At 46.0% G+C, this 20,402-nt stretch carries 14 protein-coding genes; 10 read left to right on the top strand and 4 right to left on the bottom strand.

The features are described from left to right. The first annotated feature begins 48 nt into the window (after positions 1–48). The 10 genes from AQUSIP_RS08735 to AQUSIP_RS08690 all read left to right on the top strand — a co-directional run bounded on the left by AQUSIP_RS08735 (position 49) and on the right by AQUSIP_RS08690 (position 14,308). Positions 49–693: a DotI/IcmL/TraM family protein gene (locus tag AQUSIP_RS08735; RefSeq protein WP_114833421.1), complete on the top strand. Its 645-nt coding sequence runs from the start codon at positions 49–51 to the stop codon at positions 691–693. Further along, the gene (locus AQUSIP_RS08730; RefSeq protein WP_114833422.1) at positions 694–1,776 is read left to right on the top strand and encodes a DotH/IcmK family type IV secretion protein; all 1,083 of its coding nucleotides are present in this window, start codon (positions 694–696) and stop codon (positions 1,774–1,776) included. Then, positions 1,776–4,082: a TrbI/VirB10 family protein gene (locus AQUSIP_RS08725; RefSeq protein WP_114833423.1), complete on the top strand. Its 2,307-nt coding sequence runs from the start codon at positions 1,776–1,778 to the stop codon at positions 4,080–4,082. Before AQUSIP_RS08730 ends, AQUSIP_RS08725 begins: the two co-directional genes overlap by 1 nt. A gap of 93 nt (positions 4,083–4,175) precedes the next feature. Further along, positions 4,176–5,417 (top strand): hypothetical protein, encoded by a 1,242-nt coding sequence (locus tag AQUSIP_RS08720; protein ID WP_114833424.1) that lies wholly within the window; start codon positions 4,176–4,178, stop codon positions 5,415–5,417. Between the two features lie 134 nt (positions 5,418–5,551). Continuing rightward, entirely contained in the window at positions 5,552–6,193 is a 642-nt protein-coding gene (locus AQUSIP_RS08715; RefSeq protein ID WP_114833425.1) for a hypothetical protein, read from the top strand. Positions 6,194–6,268: 75 nt separating this feature from the next. Continuing rightward, a complete protein-coding gene (locus tag AQUSIP_RS08710; protein ID WP_114833426.1) occupies positions 6,269–6,643 on the top strand; it encodes a type IV secretion protein IcmD in 375 nt (124 codons plus the stop codon). A gap of 11 nt (positions 6,644–6,654) precedes the next feature. Then, on the top strand, positions 6,655–7,290 hold the full coding sequence (gene icmJ, locus AQUSIP_RS08705; protein WP_114833427.1) for a type IVB secretion system protein IcmJDotN: 636 nt from the start codon (positions 6,655–6,657) through the stop codon (positions 7,288–7,290). Between the two features lie 200 nt (positions 7,291–7,490). After that, on the top strand, positions 7,491–10,517 hold the full coding sequence (locus AQUSIP_RS08700; protein ID WP_114833428.1) for a type IV secretion protein IcmB: 3,027 nt from the start codon (positions 7,491–7,493) through the stop codon (positions 10,515–10,517). A 605-nt stretch (positions 10,518–11,122) separates the two neighbouring features. Beyond that, the gene (locus AQUSIP_RS08695; protein ID WP_114833429.1) at positions 11,123–11,635 is read left to right on the top strand and encodes a GNAT family N-acetyltransferase; all 513 of its coding nucleotides are present in this window, start codon (positions 11,123–11,125) and stop codon (positions 11,633–11,635) included. 87 nt (positions 11,636–11,722) lie between these two features. Then, entirely contained in the window at positions 11,723–14,308 is a 2,586-nt protein-coding gene (locus tag AQUSIP_RS08690; protein ID WP_114833430.1) for a patatin-like phospholipase family protein, read from the top strand. Between the two features lie 49 nt (positions 14,309–14,357). On the opposite strand, the gene AQUSIP_RS08685 is transcribed toward AQUSIP_RS08690, so the two are convergent. The 4 genes from AQUSIP_RS08685 to icmH form a co-directional block, all read right to left on the bottom strand. Then, positions 14,358–15,020, bottom strand: a complete 663-nt coding sequence (locus tag AQUSIP_RS08685; RefSeq protein WP_114833431.1) for a hypothetical protein — start codon at positions 15,018–15,020, stop codon at positions 14,358–14,360. A gap of 180 nt (positions 15,021–15,200) precedes the next feature. Continuing rightward, positions 15,201–15,962 (bottom strand): dienelactone hydrolase family protein, encoded by a 762-nt coding sequence (locus tag AQUSIP_RS08680; RefSeq protein WP_267896338.1) that lies wholly within the window; start codon positions 15,960–15,962, stop codon positions 15,201–15,203. A gap of 34 nt (positions 15,963–15,996) precedes the next feature. After that, entirely contained in the window at positions 15,997–19,425 is a 3,429-nt protein-coding gene (gene tssM, locus AQUSIP_RS08675; RefSeq protein WP_114833433.1) for a type VI secretion system membrane subunit TssM, read from the bottom strand. After that, on the bottom strand, positions 19,361–20,245 hold the full coding sequence (icmH, locus tag AQUSIP_RS08670; RefSeq protein ID WP_170131727.1) for a type IVB secretion system protein IcmH/DotU: 885 nt from the start codon (positions 20,243–20,245) through the stop codon (positions 19,361–19,363). Before icmH ends, tssM begins: the two co-directional genes overlap by 65 nt. Positions 20,246–20,402 lie beyond the last annotated feature (157 nt).

The raw sequence follows: 20,402 nt of genomic DNA, 5'->3' as shown, positions 1-20,402 counted from the left end.
TGATAGGTTAAAGCCGAAACTCATATGAGCATGAGAGAGTGAGGGAAAATGGCTGAAGAGATTGTCGTTGAGATAAAGAATGATTTTTATCGAGATAGTTTCGGTAAGGTTGTTTTTATTATCCTGAGCATTTGCGCAGCTATTTTTTTATTGATTGGTATTTCTCTATATTTATATCTGAATAAACCGCAACCAATCACTTTTGGTGTGGATCCTGAGTGGCGCGTGCAAGCAGCGGTGCCGATCAATCAGCCCTATCTGGAAACACCGGATTTACTGCAATGGGTGAGCGATGCCCTGCAGAAGGTGTTTGTTTTCGATTTTTATCATTACAACGATCAGCTGCAAAAAGCCGCACACTTCTTTACCCCTAGCGGATGGAAAGTGTTTTTGAACCAATTGAACATCTATGTGAACTATAATAGTGTTCAAACAAATAAACAGTTTGTGAGCGCCGCACCAACAGGTGCGCCATTTATTTTGCAGCAAGGGTTATTATCAGGGAGATATGCCTGGTGGGTGCAGATGCCAATTAGCATCACCTATACAAGTTACAACCGCTCGTCGGTTCGCGCTATCACGCTGCAAGTGTTGGTAGTACGCGTGCCTACTTTGAATAATCTGGATGGTGTAGGGATTGAGAATGTAATTGTGGCAGGTGGCACAGGGGCTGAGCGGACAGGGACGAGCTAAATGGCAAAGATTACAGGTTTACTCATTATCATTTTTTTTCAGGCGCTGATGTTACCTGTGTTTGCGCAGCAGGACATGCCGCCTGCTCAGACACCTCCTCCCGGGCAGTTTTCATCAAGTCAGTTCGAACAGTGGCTGCAAAATAATGCTCCCTCAACGCCTCCGCCTGCTCCAGCGGCAAATGCGAATCCTTTTGAGACAAATCAGTTGCCACCTTCAAACATCCCCAGCCCTCCTCCAGGACCGCTTTCTTATGAGCAAAGCCAACAAGTCATGTTAAATTCCGTGCCGCCGACCAGTATCCCGCCTAATCCGGATGCAGCGACTGCTTTTAATACCATGCTGCAGCAAAATATGCCGCTTTCACCGCAGCAGGTGGTCAGGCTGCGTCAGCAAATTGATACTGCCCAACGTGCGGCAGCCGTGCCCCCCCACATTCCACCCAAGCCGGTATCAACTACATTGATGATTAATTTGGCACCCGGAACCACGCCGCCTGCTATTCGCTTGGCACAAGGCTATGTTTCTTCTTTGGTATTCGTAGATTCCACCGGTGCACCCTGGCCTATCGCGGCTTTCGATATTGGCAGCCCTAAATCCGTGAACGTTCAATGGGATGGCAAGAGCAATATTATCCTCTTGCAGGCTGTCTCACCTTATAGTTACGGCGATATTGTGGTTAGGCTGGTGGGACTTCCTACGCCTATTACCCTCGAGATTGTGACGGGACAGCGCGTGGTGGACTATCGGGTTGACTTGCATGTGTCAGGTATCGGCCCTAATACAAAAGATGTTCCGATCGGAACCACTTTGCCGGGTAGTGCAAGTCAGTTGCTGTTGGGTGTGCTGGATGGAATTGCGCCGGCAGGGAGCAAACCTTTGGCCGTTCGCGGCGCAGATGCGCAAGCATGGTTGCTGGGAGAAAAAATGTATCTTCGAACCCGTTTTACCTTACTCTCTCCGGGATGGATTGGCACCATGACCAGTCCGGATGGGATGAAGGCATACGAACTCCCGAGAACCTCTTCTGTTTTAGTATCACGTTATGGAGAGCCAGCTGAACTTAAAATTGAGGGATTCTAATGGCTTTTGATTTTTCGAAATTTAATTTTTTTAATCGCCTCAATGCTCGAGCCCGTGTCTTCTTTCTGCTTGCGGGTGTCGTGGCGATTGCTCTGCTTTTTTATGTGGCATCACTTTTTTTGGGCGGCGGTGAGGAAGCGGCCGGACCTTCCCGTATTGCTTCTGCGCCTCCTGGGTTGCAGTCTGTACCCGGTGGAGCGATCACACCTGAATACCAGCGCGCCGTGGAAGAGGCAAGTGCCCAACGTGCGCGACAAGCACAAATTACCGGGACCAGTGCCGTTCCTACTATGATTAGTATTGCCCAGCAGCCTCAGGCAGCGACCAGTCAATGTGTTATTTGTTACGAAGAAGAAGCGAATGTAAAAAATACACTGGATAACTGGGTTGGCAAGGGAGAGGTGACGCCGGAGGTTGCTAGTGCTTTACAGCAGCTGGCGGATAAAAATGCATCAGTGGATGAATATGCCGCTGAGCTGGATCGACTGGTGCGGGAAGGAAAATTAACACCCGAACAAGCACGACAATTGCTTGAGCAGTATAAGAAGCAGCATGCAAACAGACTGTTGAAGCAAAGTGCGGATACAATGGATAGCTTGATCAAATCGGGTCAATTACCTATCGATAGCGCAAACCAGCTTCTGGATGCACAAAAAAAGAAAATGTCGCCGGCTGAATATGCCGCCATGCTGCAGGAAATGGTCCGCCAGGGAAAGATTTCCCCTGCTGTTGCCCAACAGTTGCTTGCACAGTATACCCAACAGCGTGCGAAAGAAATTGTAATGAAAAGCATTGCATCCTTACAAAAAATGGCGCGTGAAGGAAAAATTACACCGGATGTGGAAAAGGAATTGATTGATCTGGAAAACCGCATGGTGCCGGTAGATACCTACACAAGGGCGCTGCAGCAAAACGTGTCACAAGGCAAACTGACACCCGTGGTGGCGAAGGCGATCTTAGACGAATACAAAAGCCAAAAGGCGGAGATTGGTCCTACCGGATCCATTAACCAAATGCTGCAGCAGGCGGAAGCCGCCGCGTATGGTGAGATCAATGATTTGATGAGAGAAGGAAAGATGTCGCAAGCGGTTGGCGCGCAATTGACCGCGCTCATCCAGAAAAACATTCCGCTTGAACAATATAAAGGTGTAATTAATCAGCTGGTGCAAGAGAAAAAAATTACGCCTGAGATCGCCAAGCTTAAAATTGGTGACTATGAAGCTGTAAAACATTTAAGAGAAATGTCGCAAAAATTAAGTGATCTACAAGGAAACAATGCGCCTGCATCGGTTTATGCAGAAGAATTGAAAAAGGCTGTGCAGGCGGGCGCGCTTACACCTGAACAGGCATCGCAATTAATGCAGGAATATGCGGCAATGACAGCAACGCCCGCAGCGGCAGCTGCCGGCCCAACAACAGAAGAATTTGCAAGGCTGCAGCAGCGTGTTCAGCAAGCAGATGTTGTGGCTGCACCAGCGGCGGCAGAGACTGACTTTGCTGTCGCACAGGCGCGTGCAGAGGAAGAAGCCGCACAAGATAGACAGGCGCGTATTCAGGCGTTAATGACGGCGATGACAGGACAGGCCCAGCAACTGATTGCTTCCTGGCAGCCGCCTGTTATGGCGCACACGGAAGGTGCAGGCGAGGATGGAAACGGCAAGGATGAAAATGGCAAGGCGCTTGAGCGAAAAGCGGCGGGCGCTGCAGGTGCTGCGGCCGCGGCGGGAGAGGCCGGTCCAGCGACGCCACCGCTTATCAAAGCGGGAACCATTTTGTTTGCTGTGTTAGATACGGCGATTAATAGTGATTATCCTGATAGTCCGGTTATGGCAACTATTGTGGATGGGAAGTATAAAGGCGCTAAACTGTTAGGCAAGATCGTTACTACAAAAGGTGTATCGGGCCAGCTTGATCGAGTTAGCCTGAATTTCACCATGATGAATATGGACGACTGGACAACGTCAAAAACCGTTACAGCCTACGCGATCGATCCTGACACGGCTCGCACTGTCATGGCGAGTGAGGTGGACTACCATTATCTGCAACGATTTGGTGCCATGATGGCAACTTCTTTTCTGCAGGGTTACGCCTCCGCCATTACTAATGCTGGTACGTCAACGACCGGCATATTTGGAACGAGTACTACCCATCCGGAATTAAGCCCCTCTCAAAAACTGGCGGTCGCATTAGGTCAGATGGGCCAAACCCTGGGGGAGGCTACCCAGAACTATATAAACAGGCCGCCTACCGTAAGAGTGGATTCCGGTGTTGGTCTGGGTATATTATTTATGGCAGATGTAAGTTAAGGATTTTTTAGGATAAGTAATGCCAGGGATGTATCCTAAATGGACTATACTAATAAAATAGAAGCAAATTTAGGGAAAAGAGAGGCATAAACGATGCTGAATGATCGAGATGACAAATATGAAGGACAAGAGGAAAGCGAATATCACTTTTCTGATGAAGATGTTAGCTACGAAGTAGAAACCGAAACCCCAAAACCGGTTGCTGCCGTAGAACAAAAGGAAAGTATATTTAACCGTCTGACTCGGTCAAAGCGAATGCTGATCAGTATGGTGGTTTTTCTGGTGTTGATATTTGTGGTTTATAAAATGGTAACACCTACCACTATTCCTACACCTTCAACAGATATCACGCCGGTAAGAACCGTTGCAGAACGACCCAGCATGGCACAGCAGCAGCCTGGTGCTCAGGCCGGCGCTCCCAGCATTCAGCCACCCAGCTTGATACCGCCGACGCAACAAACGGCAGCAGCGTTACCACCTGCCCAGCAACCTGCAGGGCCGCCTCCTGCTCAAGCTTCACCTGCTCAGCAGCCTGCCATGGTGCCACCTGCTGTTACCGTGCAACCACCAGCGATGCAGCAACAGCCAATGCCAACACAAGTCATACCCTCGCAGCCAACTCAGCCAGCAGACAGCATGATGGCCGCACAGCAGCCGGGCCAACAACCGCAGCCTGCTTCCACGCCAATACCATCACAGGCTATGCCGCCTCAGCAAATGGCACAGCAACCCATATCACCGCAGCCGATACCGCCGCAACAAACCATGCCTACTGCTCCCATGCAACAGGCTGTTTCTCCCACGTCAGGAATGGCAGCGCCAGATGCTGGCATGGCTCAGCCGGCTATTACTCCTCCTTTGGAAAGTCAGGTTCCCGGTGGGGCCAGCGCACAAATGGCTGCAGTTGCTTCGGAAAGTAATAGACTCATGAATCAGTTTCAGGCGGATTATGCTCAAAAACTAAATGACTATGCGGCGCAAAATAAAGCCATGCAAGACCAGCTGCAGGCTTTAAATTCCCGGCTTGCCGGCATGGAATCACAAATGACCCAGTTGATTCAGGCGCTGACGCGCGGTCAAGGCCAGGGTGCCGGTGCCGCGGCACCCGCACAAGCCCAGCCACAGGCAGCAGAGCCGAAAATTGCTTATAATGTTCAAGCTATCATCCCTGGGCGGGCTTGGCTGCGCTCAGACAGCGGCGAAACCCTGACGGTGGCCGAGGGAGACTTGATCAAAGGTGTAGGGCGCGTAACAAAGATCGATCCCTATGATGGTGTAGTGGAAATTAACACGGGCAACAGGGTGGTATCGTTGTCATATGGAAATGGGGGATAAAATACGCTGCTTAGTCAAGGTGTCATCCGAAGAGGGATAAAAAATCATGACGGCCATGACAGCCGATTTGGCAGTAGGGACAAGATGCAGGCATCGGAAGCGAAACCAACAGTAGAAAAAATGAGGTGGCGAAAATGTTACTGACAGGTTTGCGAAGTGCGCGGATAGCTGGTGTGGGTCGTTTCTTATTGCTGCTTGTTGCCACATTTTTTGTGCTGCCTGCCTATGCTCAGGATGAGCAAATTAGTAGCCTAGTGCCAGCTACTGTTTCTGCTCAAACCATGCTTGAGAATATCGCCGAGCAAATTCCGCAATTGATGCAAATGATCACGGCGATTGCCTATGTCATGGGAATGTATTTTATGTTTCTGGGCATTTTGCATCTGAAGCGTTTTGGTGAGCAGCGTACCATGATGTCTCAGGAACATAGTCTCAAAGGACCACTGATTTATCTAACAGTAGGCGCTTTACTGCTTTATTTGCCCACCACAGTTTGGGTGGGGATGAGTACATTCTGGACCAACCCTAATCCGTACGGCTATGAAGAATACACTGATCAATGGGCAGAATTTCTCAATGTCTGCTTCCTGATTATTCAATTTGTGGGCACGATTGCCTTCATTAAAGGGCTGGTGATCATGACGCATTTGGGCGGACACGGTCAGCCGGGCCAATTCAGTAGAGGCCTGACCCATATCATTGGCGGCGTGCTTTGCATCAATATTTATGAGACAGTGCAAGTGATTTTGGTTACATTAGGGCTTCAGCCATTATAAAATACTCAAGATATACAAGATGGTTGTAACACCAGGAAGATTGTTGTGGGGTTTATTATTTAAAAGGAGATAGCAATGAAGAAAGTGATTTTAGCGTTATTAGCTTTTGCATGTTTTGTGGCAGGAACAGCAGCTTTCGCTGCCATCTCGGGCGTAGGGTCCGTTGCAGCTCAAGTGACCACGAACGTGGGCGCTATAGCTAGACTTGTCACAGCTGCTTCTTATGTTGCTGGCATGGCGTTTGCTGTTGGCGCAATTGTTAAATTCAAGGCACACAAAGATAATCCAACCCAAATTCCGATTGGTACGCCCATCGCGCTCCTGTTTGTTGGTGCTGCGCTGATCTTTATGCCAACCGTGTTTAAAGTGGGCGGCGCTACACTTTTCGGTCAAAGTGGTACGGTAGCAGGTGTTTCCGGTATTACCTCATTTGGCGCACCACAAGCTTAATTAAATAAACTATGCATGAACTTCAACTGGCAGTGAACTTAACGGGATGGCGTATTTTCGTCAGACGCAAGGAAGACAAAGCATTCCTGCCAGTCGCGAAGCGGGTATTAGAACGGGATAGTTATACTTGCCAGTATTGCGGCTTTCAGGCGAAGGAATACCAGGAAGTTGTGAATGCTGATGGCAATTATCTAAATAATAAACTCAGCAACATGATAACTGCCTGTTGCTTTTGTACCCAATGTTTATTCCTCCAGGCAGTGGGTTTGGATGAAATGGGCGGCGGGCAGTTAATTTATTTACCAGAAATGAGCCAGGCAGATCTCAATAGTTTTTGTCACGTGCTTTTTTGTGCAATGGGGAATAACACAGGGTATCAGGACAGTGCGCAATCAATCTACCGTAGCCTCAAATTTCGCAGCCAAATTATTGAAAACAAATTTGGCTCCGGCACAAGCAATCCTGGCACCATAGGGCAAATGATTATTGAATATCAAACCCGCTTTCCGGATAAGCAGCTTGAAATATTGAAAGATATGCGGTTACTTCCTTCTCATACGAGGTTTCGTGTGCAACTGGAAGCGTGGGCGGCTGCGGCACTGCAGGAGTTGGGTGCTGAAGAATCAACGTCTGCCCAAAATGAATAAGTTAGAGAGTAGTGAGTTAACTGTGTCATGCGAGCAAAGGCTAAAGGCTAGTATTAGATTTTAGTGCCTTTTGCATACAGGCTTTTGCTGGCATGATCGTATAAGCCTAAGCCGGGCGCACGTGCGTTGCTGCTTTTATTAAGAGACGTTTAGAATAAAAGGCTTGAGAGTTCAAACGCTATTTGAACAAGGATAAAGGAATGCGTGATCGCACCTTTGTAGATCCATTGCTGGACAGCATTGATGCTATTTTGAGCTGGTTCAGTACCGAGCTGAAACAAACCACTGAGTCCTATTGTGATTTGGAAACAGCGGATGACCCGAATACCCTCGTGGCCCGCGATGGGTCGCTCATTTCCGTGATTCGTATTTATGGTGTCACCAAATTAATTGGGCAGGAAGAATTCGACACTATTCATGCTGGCATAACACAAAGCCTGCAGGCGACACTGAAAAGACCCGGCCATGTTGTGCAAGTCTATTTTGCTTATGACCGCGATGAAGTCAAGCCGGAAATCGAAGAGATTCTTTCTCCGGCGCGTGCGACAGCAAAACGGTTGCGGCTGGATCTGGATGACCTGTTTGCGGAACGCGCGAATTACATCTCCCGTTTTTGTGCGCATGAAGAGCTTTATTTTGTGCTCTGGACCCGCCCTTATGCGCTAACTTCAGAACAGTTGAAGCGTGCATCAAAAGATAAACTGGCTTTTATTCGCGAGCATAAAATACCGCCTTTTAAGAATGGTCAAAACCTAATTGCAGCTATTCCTGATCTGCGCGAATCGCACGCATCATTTGTTCGTTCTGTCGTCACCGATTTAAACGGGCTCAACGTTTATTGCGAGCTATTAGAAGTGCATGATGCAGTCTACGCTGCCCGCTATTCCGCCGACCCCGATTTCACCGCAAAGGACTGGCGTCCGGTACTGCCGGGTGACAAGATTCCATTGCATGAAGCAAAGCCATCGGCTGGCGAATTATCAGGGTTAATGTATCCACCGCTCGCAAGGCAAGTGTTTCCACGTGATGCTGTTATCATGGATTTGCGTACGCTTCGGGCAGGTGATCGAATTTATACCCCTGTCTTCATTGACCTGTTTCCTCAGGATATTAAATCATTTATTACACTTTTTGGGCGTACGCTGCCTACACGTATTCCCTGGCGTATTTCATTTCTCATCGAAAGCGGCGGTATGGCGACTTTGCGTTTTCGATCAGTCATGGCGGCTATTTTGAGTTTTACCTCGGCACAAAATGGATTGATGCATGACGCTGCCAAACTGCTGCGGGACATTGAAGTCAATACTGATGACGCGGTGGTGAAGCTGCAGGTAAGCCTCGCAACTTGGGCGCCGGAAGGCAATATTCGGCTATTACGGACCCGTACCGCAGAGCTTGCGAAGGCGGTAGAAGGCTGGGGGACCTGCGAAGTCTCTGAAGTTTGCGGTGATGTATTTGCGGGTGTTGCTTCAAGTCTTTTGGGTTTTAGCGCAAACAGTGTTGCTACAGCATCGGTTGCTCCTTTATCCGATGTGGTGTATATGCTGCCCTTCACGCGGCCTGCTTCAGCCTGGGAATACGGCGCTTTGTTGCTGCGTTCACCTGACGGTAAACCCTGGCCCTATCAGCCGGGTTCTGCGCAACAAACCACCTGGATTGATCTGATGTATGCGCGGCCTGGTTCAGGTAAATCCGTATTATCCAATGCCATCAACCTGGCGTTGTGTCTGTCCGGCGGTATTATGCGTCTGCCGCGTATCGCTATTATTGATATTGGTCCTTCAAGCAGCGGACTAATTTCGCTTCTGAAAGAAGCGTTGCCGGAAGAGCAGAGGCATTTTGTGGCGTATCATCGCCTGCGCATGACGCCAGACTATTCTGTGAATCCATTTGACACCCAACTTGGCTGCCGATTTCCCTCGCCTCAAGAGCGCAGCTTTTTAGTAAACTTTGTTACCCTGTTAGCAACACCCCTCGGTGCAGAACGTCCTTATGACGGCATCTCAGACATGGCGGGGCTGGTGGTGGATGAAATGTATAAGCATCTTGCTGATGCGGGCAAGGCGCATCCTTTTACGCAGGGAATTGAACCTCTTGTCGATGATATTCTAAGTGAAATCGGCTTTGTGTTTGACGAACGCACGACATGGTGGGAAGTCACGGATGCGTTATTTTTAGCAGGATTTCATCATCAGGCCATGCTTGCGCAGCGCTATGCCATGCCGCTTTTGGCTGATGCTGCAGCGATTTGTCGTACGCAGGTTATTGAAGATTTATATGGCCAGGTGCGCGCGCCTACGGGTGAACCGCTTATTCAGGCATTTAGCCGCATGATTTCAAGCGCGGTGCGTGAATACCCAATTTTGTCGAATATTACCAAGTTCGATATAGGCGATGCCCGTGTAGTGTCGCTGGATTTGGATGAGGTTGCAAAAAGCGGTGGCGATGCTGCAGAACGCCAAACTGCTGTCATGTACATGCTCGCGCGCTATACACTCGCACGCCATTATTACCTCACGGAAGATGCGCTGGGGGATATCCCCGAGGCGTATCGGGAATACCATCGCCAGCGCATTGCAGAAATCCGCGAGGATGCCAAGCGCATTGTGTATGATGAATTTCATCGAACTTCCAAGGCGCGCGCGGTGCGCGATCAAGTCATTCTGGACATGCGTGAAGGCCGAAAATGGAACGTGCAAATTGCGCTGATTTCACAATCGCTGGATGACTTTGATCCGGTAATGGTTGAGTTTGCCACGTCCATCTTCATTATGGATGCCGGCCCTGAGCAGGCTATACGGCGTTCGACTGAGATTTTTGGTCTTTCTGAAACAGCCCGCATTGCATTGAAAACACGTGTGCACGGCCCGCGCGAAGGCGGCGCAACCTTTCTCGCGCAATTTTCCACAAAACACGGCATGAATACCCAGCTGCTAACCAATACATTGGGTCCTATCGAACTCTGGGCTTTTAGCACCACAGCAGAAGATGCACGCTTACGTAATCGGCTCTATCAAAAAATTGGCCCTAAAGAGGCGCGCAGACTGCTTGCCAATCTTTTCCCTTCAGGATCCGTTAAAAAATTAATTGAAACACGGCTAGCTGTTCTTAAGGAACAGCAGGGCGTGATTGAAGAGGGTGCTGGTTTGAGTGTCGTCGATCAATTGCTTGAAGAAATTATCGAAGCCTATTCCCAGAATCCGGATGTGAAAAGTTTGCCAAGATAAGTATTAGCAAAAACAGCACGCTTTTTTCTTCGGCCGCTCAGTTAAAAATTTTAATAAATTTTCATTCATTTTTTGTCAATTTGAGCCGAATTTCCATTGAGATGCCAATTTTAATTTATGCAACTCTGTACACGACAAAACTTCTAACCGTTCGCCCTGAGGAGGCCGCGAAGCGGCCGTCTCAATTTTGAATTCTGAAAAAAATCTTGGGAGCCGTCGATATCTTGATGTTTATCCAGTCGCTCCACTTTGAATCATACAAGCCAATCTGTTCAAATTGACTGTCCATGTCGTAAAAAGTACCAGCAGCATCTGCACAAAGCAGGTCATCCTAGCCTTGTTCCATTTGAAATGCTGGCTGATATGTTCCATATATTTCCTCCTTGGCGAGAAGGATTATATGGATTTCTATAAATACCAGCGAGCCCTTCGAGACGGCCGCTTCGCGGCCTCCTCAGGGCGAACGGTTAGAAGTTTTGTCGTGTACAGAGTTTATGCAAGGTTAAACCCGTCGCAAGTCGGAGGGTGCTTATTTGATTTTATAAGAGGGTAGAAATGCTATTAATTTATCGGTATCTTTATTTAATAATAACGAGGAGTCATCTATGCCGAATTATTATCAGATAAAGGCTGCCACCCCTGAAGATTTGCCGTTGATTTTATCTTTTATCAAAGAATTGGCTGAATACGAAAAATTATCGCACGAAGTGACTGCTACGGAGCAGCAACTGCGGGATACGCTCTTCGGTCCTAAGGCTTATGCTGAAGTGCTGATCGGCTACCTGGATCAGGAGCCGGTGAGCTTCGCGCTCTTTTTTCATAACTATTCTACCTTTTTGGGAAAACCGGGTATTTACCTTGAAGATTTATACGTCAGACCGGTTGCGCGAGGAAAAGGCATCGGCCAAAAAATGCTTGCCTATCTTGCAAATCTTGCCAAAGAAAGGCACTGCGGACGTCTTGAGTGGTGGGTGTTAGACTGGAATGAATCTGCCATTGGCTTTTACAAGCGGCTAGGCGCAAAGCCCATGGATGAGTGGACGGTTTACCGAGTTACTGATACCGCATTGGATGAGTTAGCCCAAAAATGGCAGGATAGCGCGCCAGGCGGCACATAATTGCGCAGAAAAAAGAAGATACAAACTGTAGCTGTTTTGTGTTATGAACTTCATTATGGGATTAAGTCTAAATAAGGTGCAAATCTTATGCCTAAAACCCGATCGAGCGCGCTTCAAATAGAAGTTGAAATAAATGCGGGCAGCGAAACAAAAAAAATAAAAAAAATTCTCTACCAAAAATCTATTCCCGACGCCATTTATTTGGCACTCGAAGGCTGCGGCGTTCGCGGCACGGCTTATGCAGGCGCCCTAAAGGTTCTGGAAGAATACGGTCTGCTCGCAGATATCGAAGCAATCGCTGGCACATCGGCAGGAGCGATTGCCTCATTGATTGTCGCGCTCGGTTTTACTGCGAAAGAAGGCGGGCAAATACTCTATGATTTGCCTCTGAAAAAGTTCATGGAAGGATCAGACTCCTGGTCGACGACACCTGCTATGCTCAGGAAGCTGAGACAAAGCCTTTCTGTTGTGTTCGGGAAAGATCATTCCCTCTCTTCAGGTCAGGCATTTCTCGCATGGCTTGAAACCGAAATTGTCGCAAAACGATTTGATGAGATTTTTAAAGAAAAAAATATTCCTAAAGCAGGTAAAGACGCGACATTCCGTGATCTTGCTGATTTGATCGAAGAAACTAAAAAAGACGGTAAATCCCCTTTCAAATATCTTTATATACCTGCGACTAATTTAGAATTTAGATTGCCGGAATGCGATGTATTTAGTCATGAAACAACACCGGATATGCGACTTGCCGATGCAGTGCGCATGTCGGGTGGTTTTCCATTTATGTTCAAGCTCTATAAAGGGCACGCGGACGGCGGCATGAAAAAGAACCTACCGGCTGACGTGTTTGATGAAGAAAGATTCTGGCCAAAGGGATATAAAAACGAGAAATTCGCCAATCCAAGAACTTTATCGATAAAAGTTGACAAAAAAGAAGAAATCGAACAGTTCATTTGGGGCATTTACAAAAAGGGAAATCTGGATGGAGCCAGCGCGATTGGCGAAGCCGTCTATAATGCTGTTTCAGAAAATACCGACATCAGGAAGCTTCGTGAGGCGAGACTGGTTTTGCCATTAGAAGATGGGAATGTGGAAACACTGGAATTTACAATAGACAATCATGGTAAGGTCAAGTTGATTAGTTCCGCGGAAAAAGTGACGCAGGAATTTTTGGAGAATTATGTTTCTGCCGCATATTTTGCAAAATCCTATGATGATATTGAGCATTGGCTTGCTGATATGGATATACCAGAACTGATTGAGCTGCTTGCGGGTTATGTCGAGATGCGAAAGGCGCTTTCTGAAAATAAAAATGAAACAAAACCCGAACTGCTGGTTAACGGAATGGATGAGGATCAACCAACTCTTCGTGAAGTTGATGGCTACATTAGGTTTCTTGAAGACTATTTGGCTTTCAGGACCAAAAAAGAAATCGATCCCGAATATCGAATGGAAATTAAATTCCCTGAAAAGCATGTCAATCTTAAACCTGCTGTTTCGGAGCGGCGCTGGGACAATCGTGTGATAAATGCAATGAAATTAAGACTGGAGGGGATCAACAAAGAAATCCAGATTATTCAGCAAAAGATCGAACAGAATTACTTTTATTTAACCAAAGAAGCGTTGAATTTGCCGAAGCTCCATACGTCGCCCTATTTTGAAAGCATTAAGCAGTTAACAGGATATAGGGAAACATTGAAGTTTCTGCACGTTGAAAAGCAAGATCTTGAAAACAAATTAAATATTAAAACAGAAAAGTCACGAGAGAAGAAAAAATCCATCGAGTCAATAGAAGAAGCTAGCTTGCGTAAAGAGCGGAGCGCTAAAAATGAATTTTTTTATGCGAAAATGCAGGAGCTTATATCAGACAAAGCGGTCTCTCCTGCTCTGAAAGGGATACTAAAAGATTTAGACTTGCTTGATCCCTCTATTCTTTACCGCTCTAAAAATGAAACCGATAATGTAAGCATTATGCTTGATTTGAGGAACCTTACTGATCGAAAAATATTTTTTATAGCATTATTTTTGTATCTCGATCATAAAAAAGCAACGAAAGATAGAGAAGAAATAAGAAGCATCTTTAATGCGATTTACCCAGATAGCCCGATTACCGAGCTTAAAAGTATGCAAGATCTGGCCAGGATTTTAAATCAGAAAGAAGCTGATTTTTATGTTTCCGCTTATCGCACAGAAGAATTATTGCACTGGTTTGCGTCGCGTGATCCCAAGCCAGCAAATATTGTTTGTATTGATACCCTGCTGGGTATGCCTTCCGATATTGTAGCCGATAAAAAGCCTAAAGGCGCAAAAGAAGTGGACATGAAGAACATTTTCAGGCCGTTTTTATCTGAAGATAGAAGTGTTTCATCGACCAATTTAAATCTTTTCAGAGATAGCAAAAAGGACTCCGTACCTACAGTGGTGCCGGATAACATGGTGTCCCCTCCGATGAATTTGGTAACGGCTGTCACGGAATCAAACATGGAAATTCCACCGGAAAAAAAATTAGTTAATACAATCATGCAACTTGGATCACCGTATCTTGCTAACCCACCGACTACCAAGAATAAAAAAAGGAGTGTCGCTCAAGAAACAGGAATAGAATGGCATCCTCTGCAGTTTGATTCCGATGATGATGAAGAAGATTTTGCATACAATCAGCGAAAAAGTTAATGTTTTTGCAAACCTGTGTTTCATGAAGATAAAATGCAGGTAATGCGACCTATCGTAATCGCACTCGCTCAAATGCATCGATAGAAGGTGCTTTTTCCCCTTTTTCTACAGTGTGCGGCATAACGACACCCATTTCGGTTTTGATAAATTTTTCCAGCGCATCGCCTAATGGCTCCTCGAGTCCACTCCGCTTGTCAAAAAAGCGGGATTCGGGGTGGGTGGATTGTCTAATTTTATAGTAAGTATCAATCACAAATTCGTGCTGTTTTTTAATGCGGGCATCGGCATTATCAGTGATTGATTGGCCGATAATGGCTACGTGTACCATGAGGTGGCGTTTTGTGTTGCGAAGGGTAGTTTCCACATTATTGAAGTGAGCGATCACATGAGACGCAAAATATAAATTTTTTATAACTTCTTTAAGGTTGCTTGTAATCGTTTTGACAGTATTTTCAAAAGCTTCCATTTGTTTGGTATCAGGATGGGAAAATAAGGTCTTGATTGTGTTAATTTGTTGCAGTGCGCTCATCAGTCGATGATATTCCTCATCATTTAATTCTGCTGCTTTTATATTGCTAATGCTATTATCAATCTCAGCAAACGCGTCGGTGATTTTCTCATCGTGCAAATCGGAGCATTTTTCTTTTAACGCTATCAATAGGTCTTCAATTTTTTTTATGCGGTTAAGAAGTTGGTTTTGAACTTCGTTCATTATGCAACTCCCCCGAGTTATAAGCACTAAATGCTAATTACCTAGTTCGCTGCTAATAACTTATGCAAATTATTATAAGAATTATACGCGATTTATTTTTATCATATTGGTGGTATAATTTAATTTTATCATGCTTTAATGTTAAGAAACGAGCATCCTTGCCGTCATTTTATTTAACCATTAAATTTCAAAGACTTCCTTAAAAAATTCTCTCATGGCAGCCCATGAGCGCATGTCTGCTTTTTCATTGTAAACTGTGCCAAAGCCTGGATCGTTGGCTTGCGGATTGGTAAAAGCGTGCATGGTATGACCATACATATCCAACTGCCAGTCAGCGCCTGCGTGTGTCATTTCATTGCAGAATGCTGTCACTTTTTCCGGTGTTACCATCGGGTCATCATAACCGTGCAGCGCCAGGATCTTTGCTTTGATTGAAGGCTGCGCAAGTGTATCGGGAGCATGCAGCAAGCCGTGAAAGCTGACTACCGCTCTTACATCAGCGCCGCTCCGTGCTAAATCCAGCACGCAGAGGCCGCCAAAACAGAAACCTATCGCACCTATCCGCTTGCTATCAACGGGAGCGAGGTTTTTTACTGTATCAAAAGCTGCCAGAATGCGTTGCTGTAATTTTGTGCGGTCATCAATCAAGGGCTGCATGAGCGCGGCTTTTTCTTCTTTTGTGTTACCTGTTTTGCCTTTGCCGTACATATCCAGCGCAAAACCTGCATAACCAAGTTTAGCCAGTTGCTCTGCTTTGTCACAGGCAAAGGCATTTTTGCCAGACCAGTCATGACAAACCAAAATAGCCGGCAGCTTTCCCGTAGTTTGACCGTTATAAGCGAAAAAACCTTCCAGCAAAACGTCGCCGTCTTGATATTCAATTTTTTCTGTCTTTATCATGAGAACACATCTCCTTGCTGCTGAAAACCGGTAATGCTCCAATCACAAGATTGTGAAAGGAAGCTAATGTTAGCAATTATTTTTGCTCCGTCAATCGTTGTGGTAAACGGAAATGGCGCAAGTTGAGTGACAGAAAGGGATTAAATTGTCCTTCCGTAAAAAGTAAATACTCGGCGGACTGTTCATTGGATGAAAGGTTGATGAGCATCTGCTTTCGTGATGCTGCGCTTTCAAAAGACTGGTTGATCAGCTTGAACCATCCCCAGTCCCCTGGGAAATTTCGCTGAATCACTTTTTGATTTTGCAGCGTCAGCTGGACGGAAGTCGTTTTTAATTTGTTATGGCTTGGCCAAGTAATAATGTGCGGTGCTTTTGATTTAGTACCTTCATCAATAATCTGTTTATCACTGATGCTGAGTTTCACGTTTTTAATCTGCTTGTCAAATTTGTAGGGCTGCAGACCAAATTGCACAAGCAATTTATTGTCGCCGTTCGGGAAGAAGGTGCGATGAATGCGTACCGCTTGTTGAATCTGCCGCAGGGTTTCATCCGAAAAAGGCAGCTTGCCATTGTCGGTAGTTTTCCACCGCCAGTCAGGTGTGGAGGTGTCAATCAGAGGCTGTAGGTAATGTGCGTAAAAATCTAGAACGATGCCAGGGTTTCCAAAGAAACTGGCGAATTTTTTTAATTCTACTTCTCGTTCAGTATTCATGTTAAAGGGATAGCGATTTGCAATTTCTGCCTGATAAGCCCGCATGACTTTTTCCTGCCAGGAGATATCAAGGTAGCGAGTCGCCTCCTGCATGAGCAAATGCCACGTGTCATTACTTATTTTTTCCAGCCAAGTTTTGATTGGCTCCGGACTTTTCATCGCGACCACCCTCAGCTGAGTGATAGCGTCAGGAGTGCCGAGATTTTTAACGCGGTTAGAAATGATGACAAATGCCGCTTTCTTTTTGTCATCTGCTTTCAGGACGGATTGAACATACTGATGCAGCGATTGCAGACTCGAAAATATTTCATAAAGCAAATTATTTGTCTGTTTGCTTTTATCCAGCAACAAACCCAGGTTTTGCAATTTCTGGCTTGACGAAATGATAGGTTCAAAATAGGTATTTTCATATACAGTTTGAAGCAACTGTAAGAGCGGCGAATTGTTGCTGACCAAATTCATGATAACTGAATCGACTTGCATGAGGTCTTTTGGCGAAGCCAAGTCAATGTTTGCCAGTTGGTTTTCCCAAGTCTCAATGTAACTGGCAACATAAGCTGTTCGCAGCTGGTCTGCGAGGGTACTTATGCTTTCCGGGTCACGAGTGGCGGATATTGTACCTAGCACCCAGTTTCCAGTAACGGCTTCTTCTGCTGCCAGATTAATTTCGCGGGAAAAGATGTTGGAAAATACCTTTGCGGTGAACATGAGTGGAATGGGATTATTTATCTGTTGAGTGACAAAAATAGGATTGGTCTCTGGGCTGTTGCCCAGGGTAATCTCGCTTTCGATTGTATTGGCATTGATATTTTTGAGAATGATGTACCCAAGCTTCGGACTGGGCATACCGGTTAGAAATTTTCTTGTCTGATCAACGGAAGCGGGATCAAGCGGCACCGCACGGGGAGAGGAATGCAAGGCAAGTGTTGCATGGTCGATCAGGCGGCTGCTTTCAGCTTCACTCATTGATTTTGGCAATATTTTTTGTAGCGTTTCCAGCACATATTCAGCTTCCAGATGCGAGGTGTCGCCCAGCATAAGATAGGCTTTTAATACCGCATATATCTTATCAATATTTTTATTAACAGGGTTTTTTAAATATTCTTGCAAGTAATTTTTAATCTCCGGTAGCAGGATAGTTTGTAATGCCTGGCGGTAAGCGACGCCTGCTTTTAATTGTGATTTCTGTGAGTAAAAGGAAAATAAGTGTGCCAAATCAAGTTTAAATTCAATCTGCTTGGCTGACTGATGTAGTGAATCGAGCAGTTTGAGCGTTTGTGCCAAATGTTCATCCGGGTTGTGGAATTGTTGGATGGTCAGTCGATAGTCGGACAATTCATTCTGTATGGCATAAGTTTGTTTGATACCCTGCTCAAAATCTTTACCCATGATCCATGCCGCACCCGTGATAATCGTCACCGCAGCCGCGATGGTGCCATAGCGTTTCCAGGCAGGTAGCGCAGGTGCCGAAGGCGTATGCGTGGCCCGTTGATTGGGGGCAATGCCATAGCTAAGAAACTGTTTGATAAAGTAGGCGCGGGAGACAGGCAAAGGTTCCCTGAAAATTTGAACAGCGCGTTGTGTTGTGTTACTGCTCTCGTCCAGGACATTTATTTCTGGTTCAGACTTGGTTTGCAGCGAGCTTGTCAAGTAAACACCTTGTAGGGAAAACGCTAAATGAGTAGCGTCAAATTTTTTAATGAAATCGATAGTAAATTCCTTGAGCCGTTCAACTTGTAATGGGAAGTCTTTTATATAAGGGCGCGCCATTGGGTTTCTTTCCTGATGCAGCCGCCAAAGCAGTTGTTGGTTAAGTTTCTTGATCAGCCCGTTGAAGCGTTGCGCGAATTGCTCATGTATTTTTTCGCCGTTTTTAGGCGGAGATAGTGTCACACCCCACGCCTGGGTAATTTCGTCATCGGCGGATTCTGAGAAGAATTCGCTAAATCCCGATAATAAATCGCATTTGGTAATAATGACTTGGCAAGGAATAGGCTGCGAGAAAATTTTTTTTAATTCATAAAGACGCTGAAATAGATCGCGGAGCAGCAGGTGATATTTTTTAGCGTCGTTCTGCCGCATTATCTCAGGTAAGGGCAATGTGATAAGGATACCGTTTAAACCATTTTTGCCGCGAAATTTTTTAATCAGGCGCAAAAATAACTTCCATAGAATGGGATACGGCGGTTTTGCAGGATTATCTGTTGCGCTCCACGCGGACAAGTATTTTCCGGGTACATCGATAATGCTCGCATCGCGTGTTATCCACCAGTCGCAATTTTCCGATGCTTCAATCTGCCTATCCGAACCTTGAAATTGCCGTTGAAGGATGAAATTGACTTTAGAATTAAGCAAAAGGGATGTTTTGCCGCCTGTAGAGGGACCAATTAACAGATACCAGGGAAGGTCGTTAAGCGAAGACAGTTTGCCCTGTTTGGTAACGGTGGTTTTTTTTAAAAATTGTAAGGCGCCCTGAAAGCGATTTTGCAGCGACTGCAATTTTTTTCGCATGCGTGCATCCGCATGCTGCAGCGGATTCGGCGTCGCAAGATCCCATATGAGAAATTTGAGTAGGGCAACAAGAAAAAAGAAAAGAATGAGATAGAGACGTTTATCTGCCTGGGCTAGCGGGAAGTAGCCCTTCCATGCGAAAAAAGGGCCGCCTACCCAGATAACTGCAGAAACCAATACTAAAGCACCGAGAGAGATAAGCGATTTTAAATAAACATCATTGCCTGTAAGTTTTGTCAGAAACCGGATCTTCAATTTGTGTAATGTGTTTATAAGCTTCATTCGAAATTACATCCATTAGATAGCCCAAGCTTATGAAGATAGTCATGATGATGCAGCCCGTAATAAAGAAAATAAAGAGTAGTGACAAGGGGCGCTCTTTAATAGTTTCAGTTGCGGACTTTTGTGCCTTAAGTGGCGTGGGAGAAAGTGTTTTGCTAAAACTACCCCGGTAAGCTCGGATGTGTTTGTAAAGACTATTCGTAATCTGATCAAGCTGGAATTGGCTATGTTCCGTTGACCGATATTGTCCTTTATAGCCCATGCTTAAACAAATATACATGAGTTCCATCAGGTCGATATAGAGCGCAGGCTCTTTGATGGCGCGTTCAAGAATGGTGAAAAATTTGTCCTGGTGTTGTGTGTCCTGATTGAAGGTGGCAAGCAGCGAAAAACTATCCCATTGGCCATGTCCGCCCCAGACGGTATTACTGATCAGGTCATCGAAGGTGGCGCAAATCGCGTAGCGGCAAACCACAATATACTCTGCATTATAGCCTTGATTTTTAACTGCCTCCTGGAAGGTGTTAATCTCCTGAATTAATTCTTTTTGCAATTTATTGAGCTGGCGATACGATTTAAGCTGTTTCAATTTGCCCAATACGGAGAAAAGATAGCCTGCTGCGTCAACTAATGGATTTAATCCAGCTTTAGGCGTGTGTGTCACGATGCGACTTGGCAATAATAATTGCGAAGCGGGCGGTGAGTTTTTGACTACACTGATGGCGATGTCATTTTCAGGCTCAGGCGAGTCATTCACCTCATGTGGTAGCGGGGGCGAAAGATCGTCTGTCGATGCTTGTTGGTTATGTGTTGCGATCATCCTGCTCATCCCTTCGTATTAGTCAGTCAGGCGCATTACATTGCCATCCTTATACTGCTAAATCCGTCAAACGCCGTTTGAGCGAGCGCATCACGGATTCACAAAAAAATCTGTATTTTCGCGACATTATACACAAACAAATATCCCCGCAGAAGCG

The sequence above is a fragment of the Aquicella lusitana genome (assembly GCF_902459475.1).
Taxonomy (GTDB): Bacteria; Pseudomonadota; Gammaproteobacteria; order DSM-16500; family DSM-16500; genus Aquicella; species Aquicella lusitana.
Note: the sequence above shows the minus strand (reverse complement) of the source record. Positions and strands in the feature narration are given on the sequence as shown.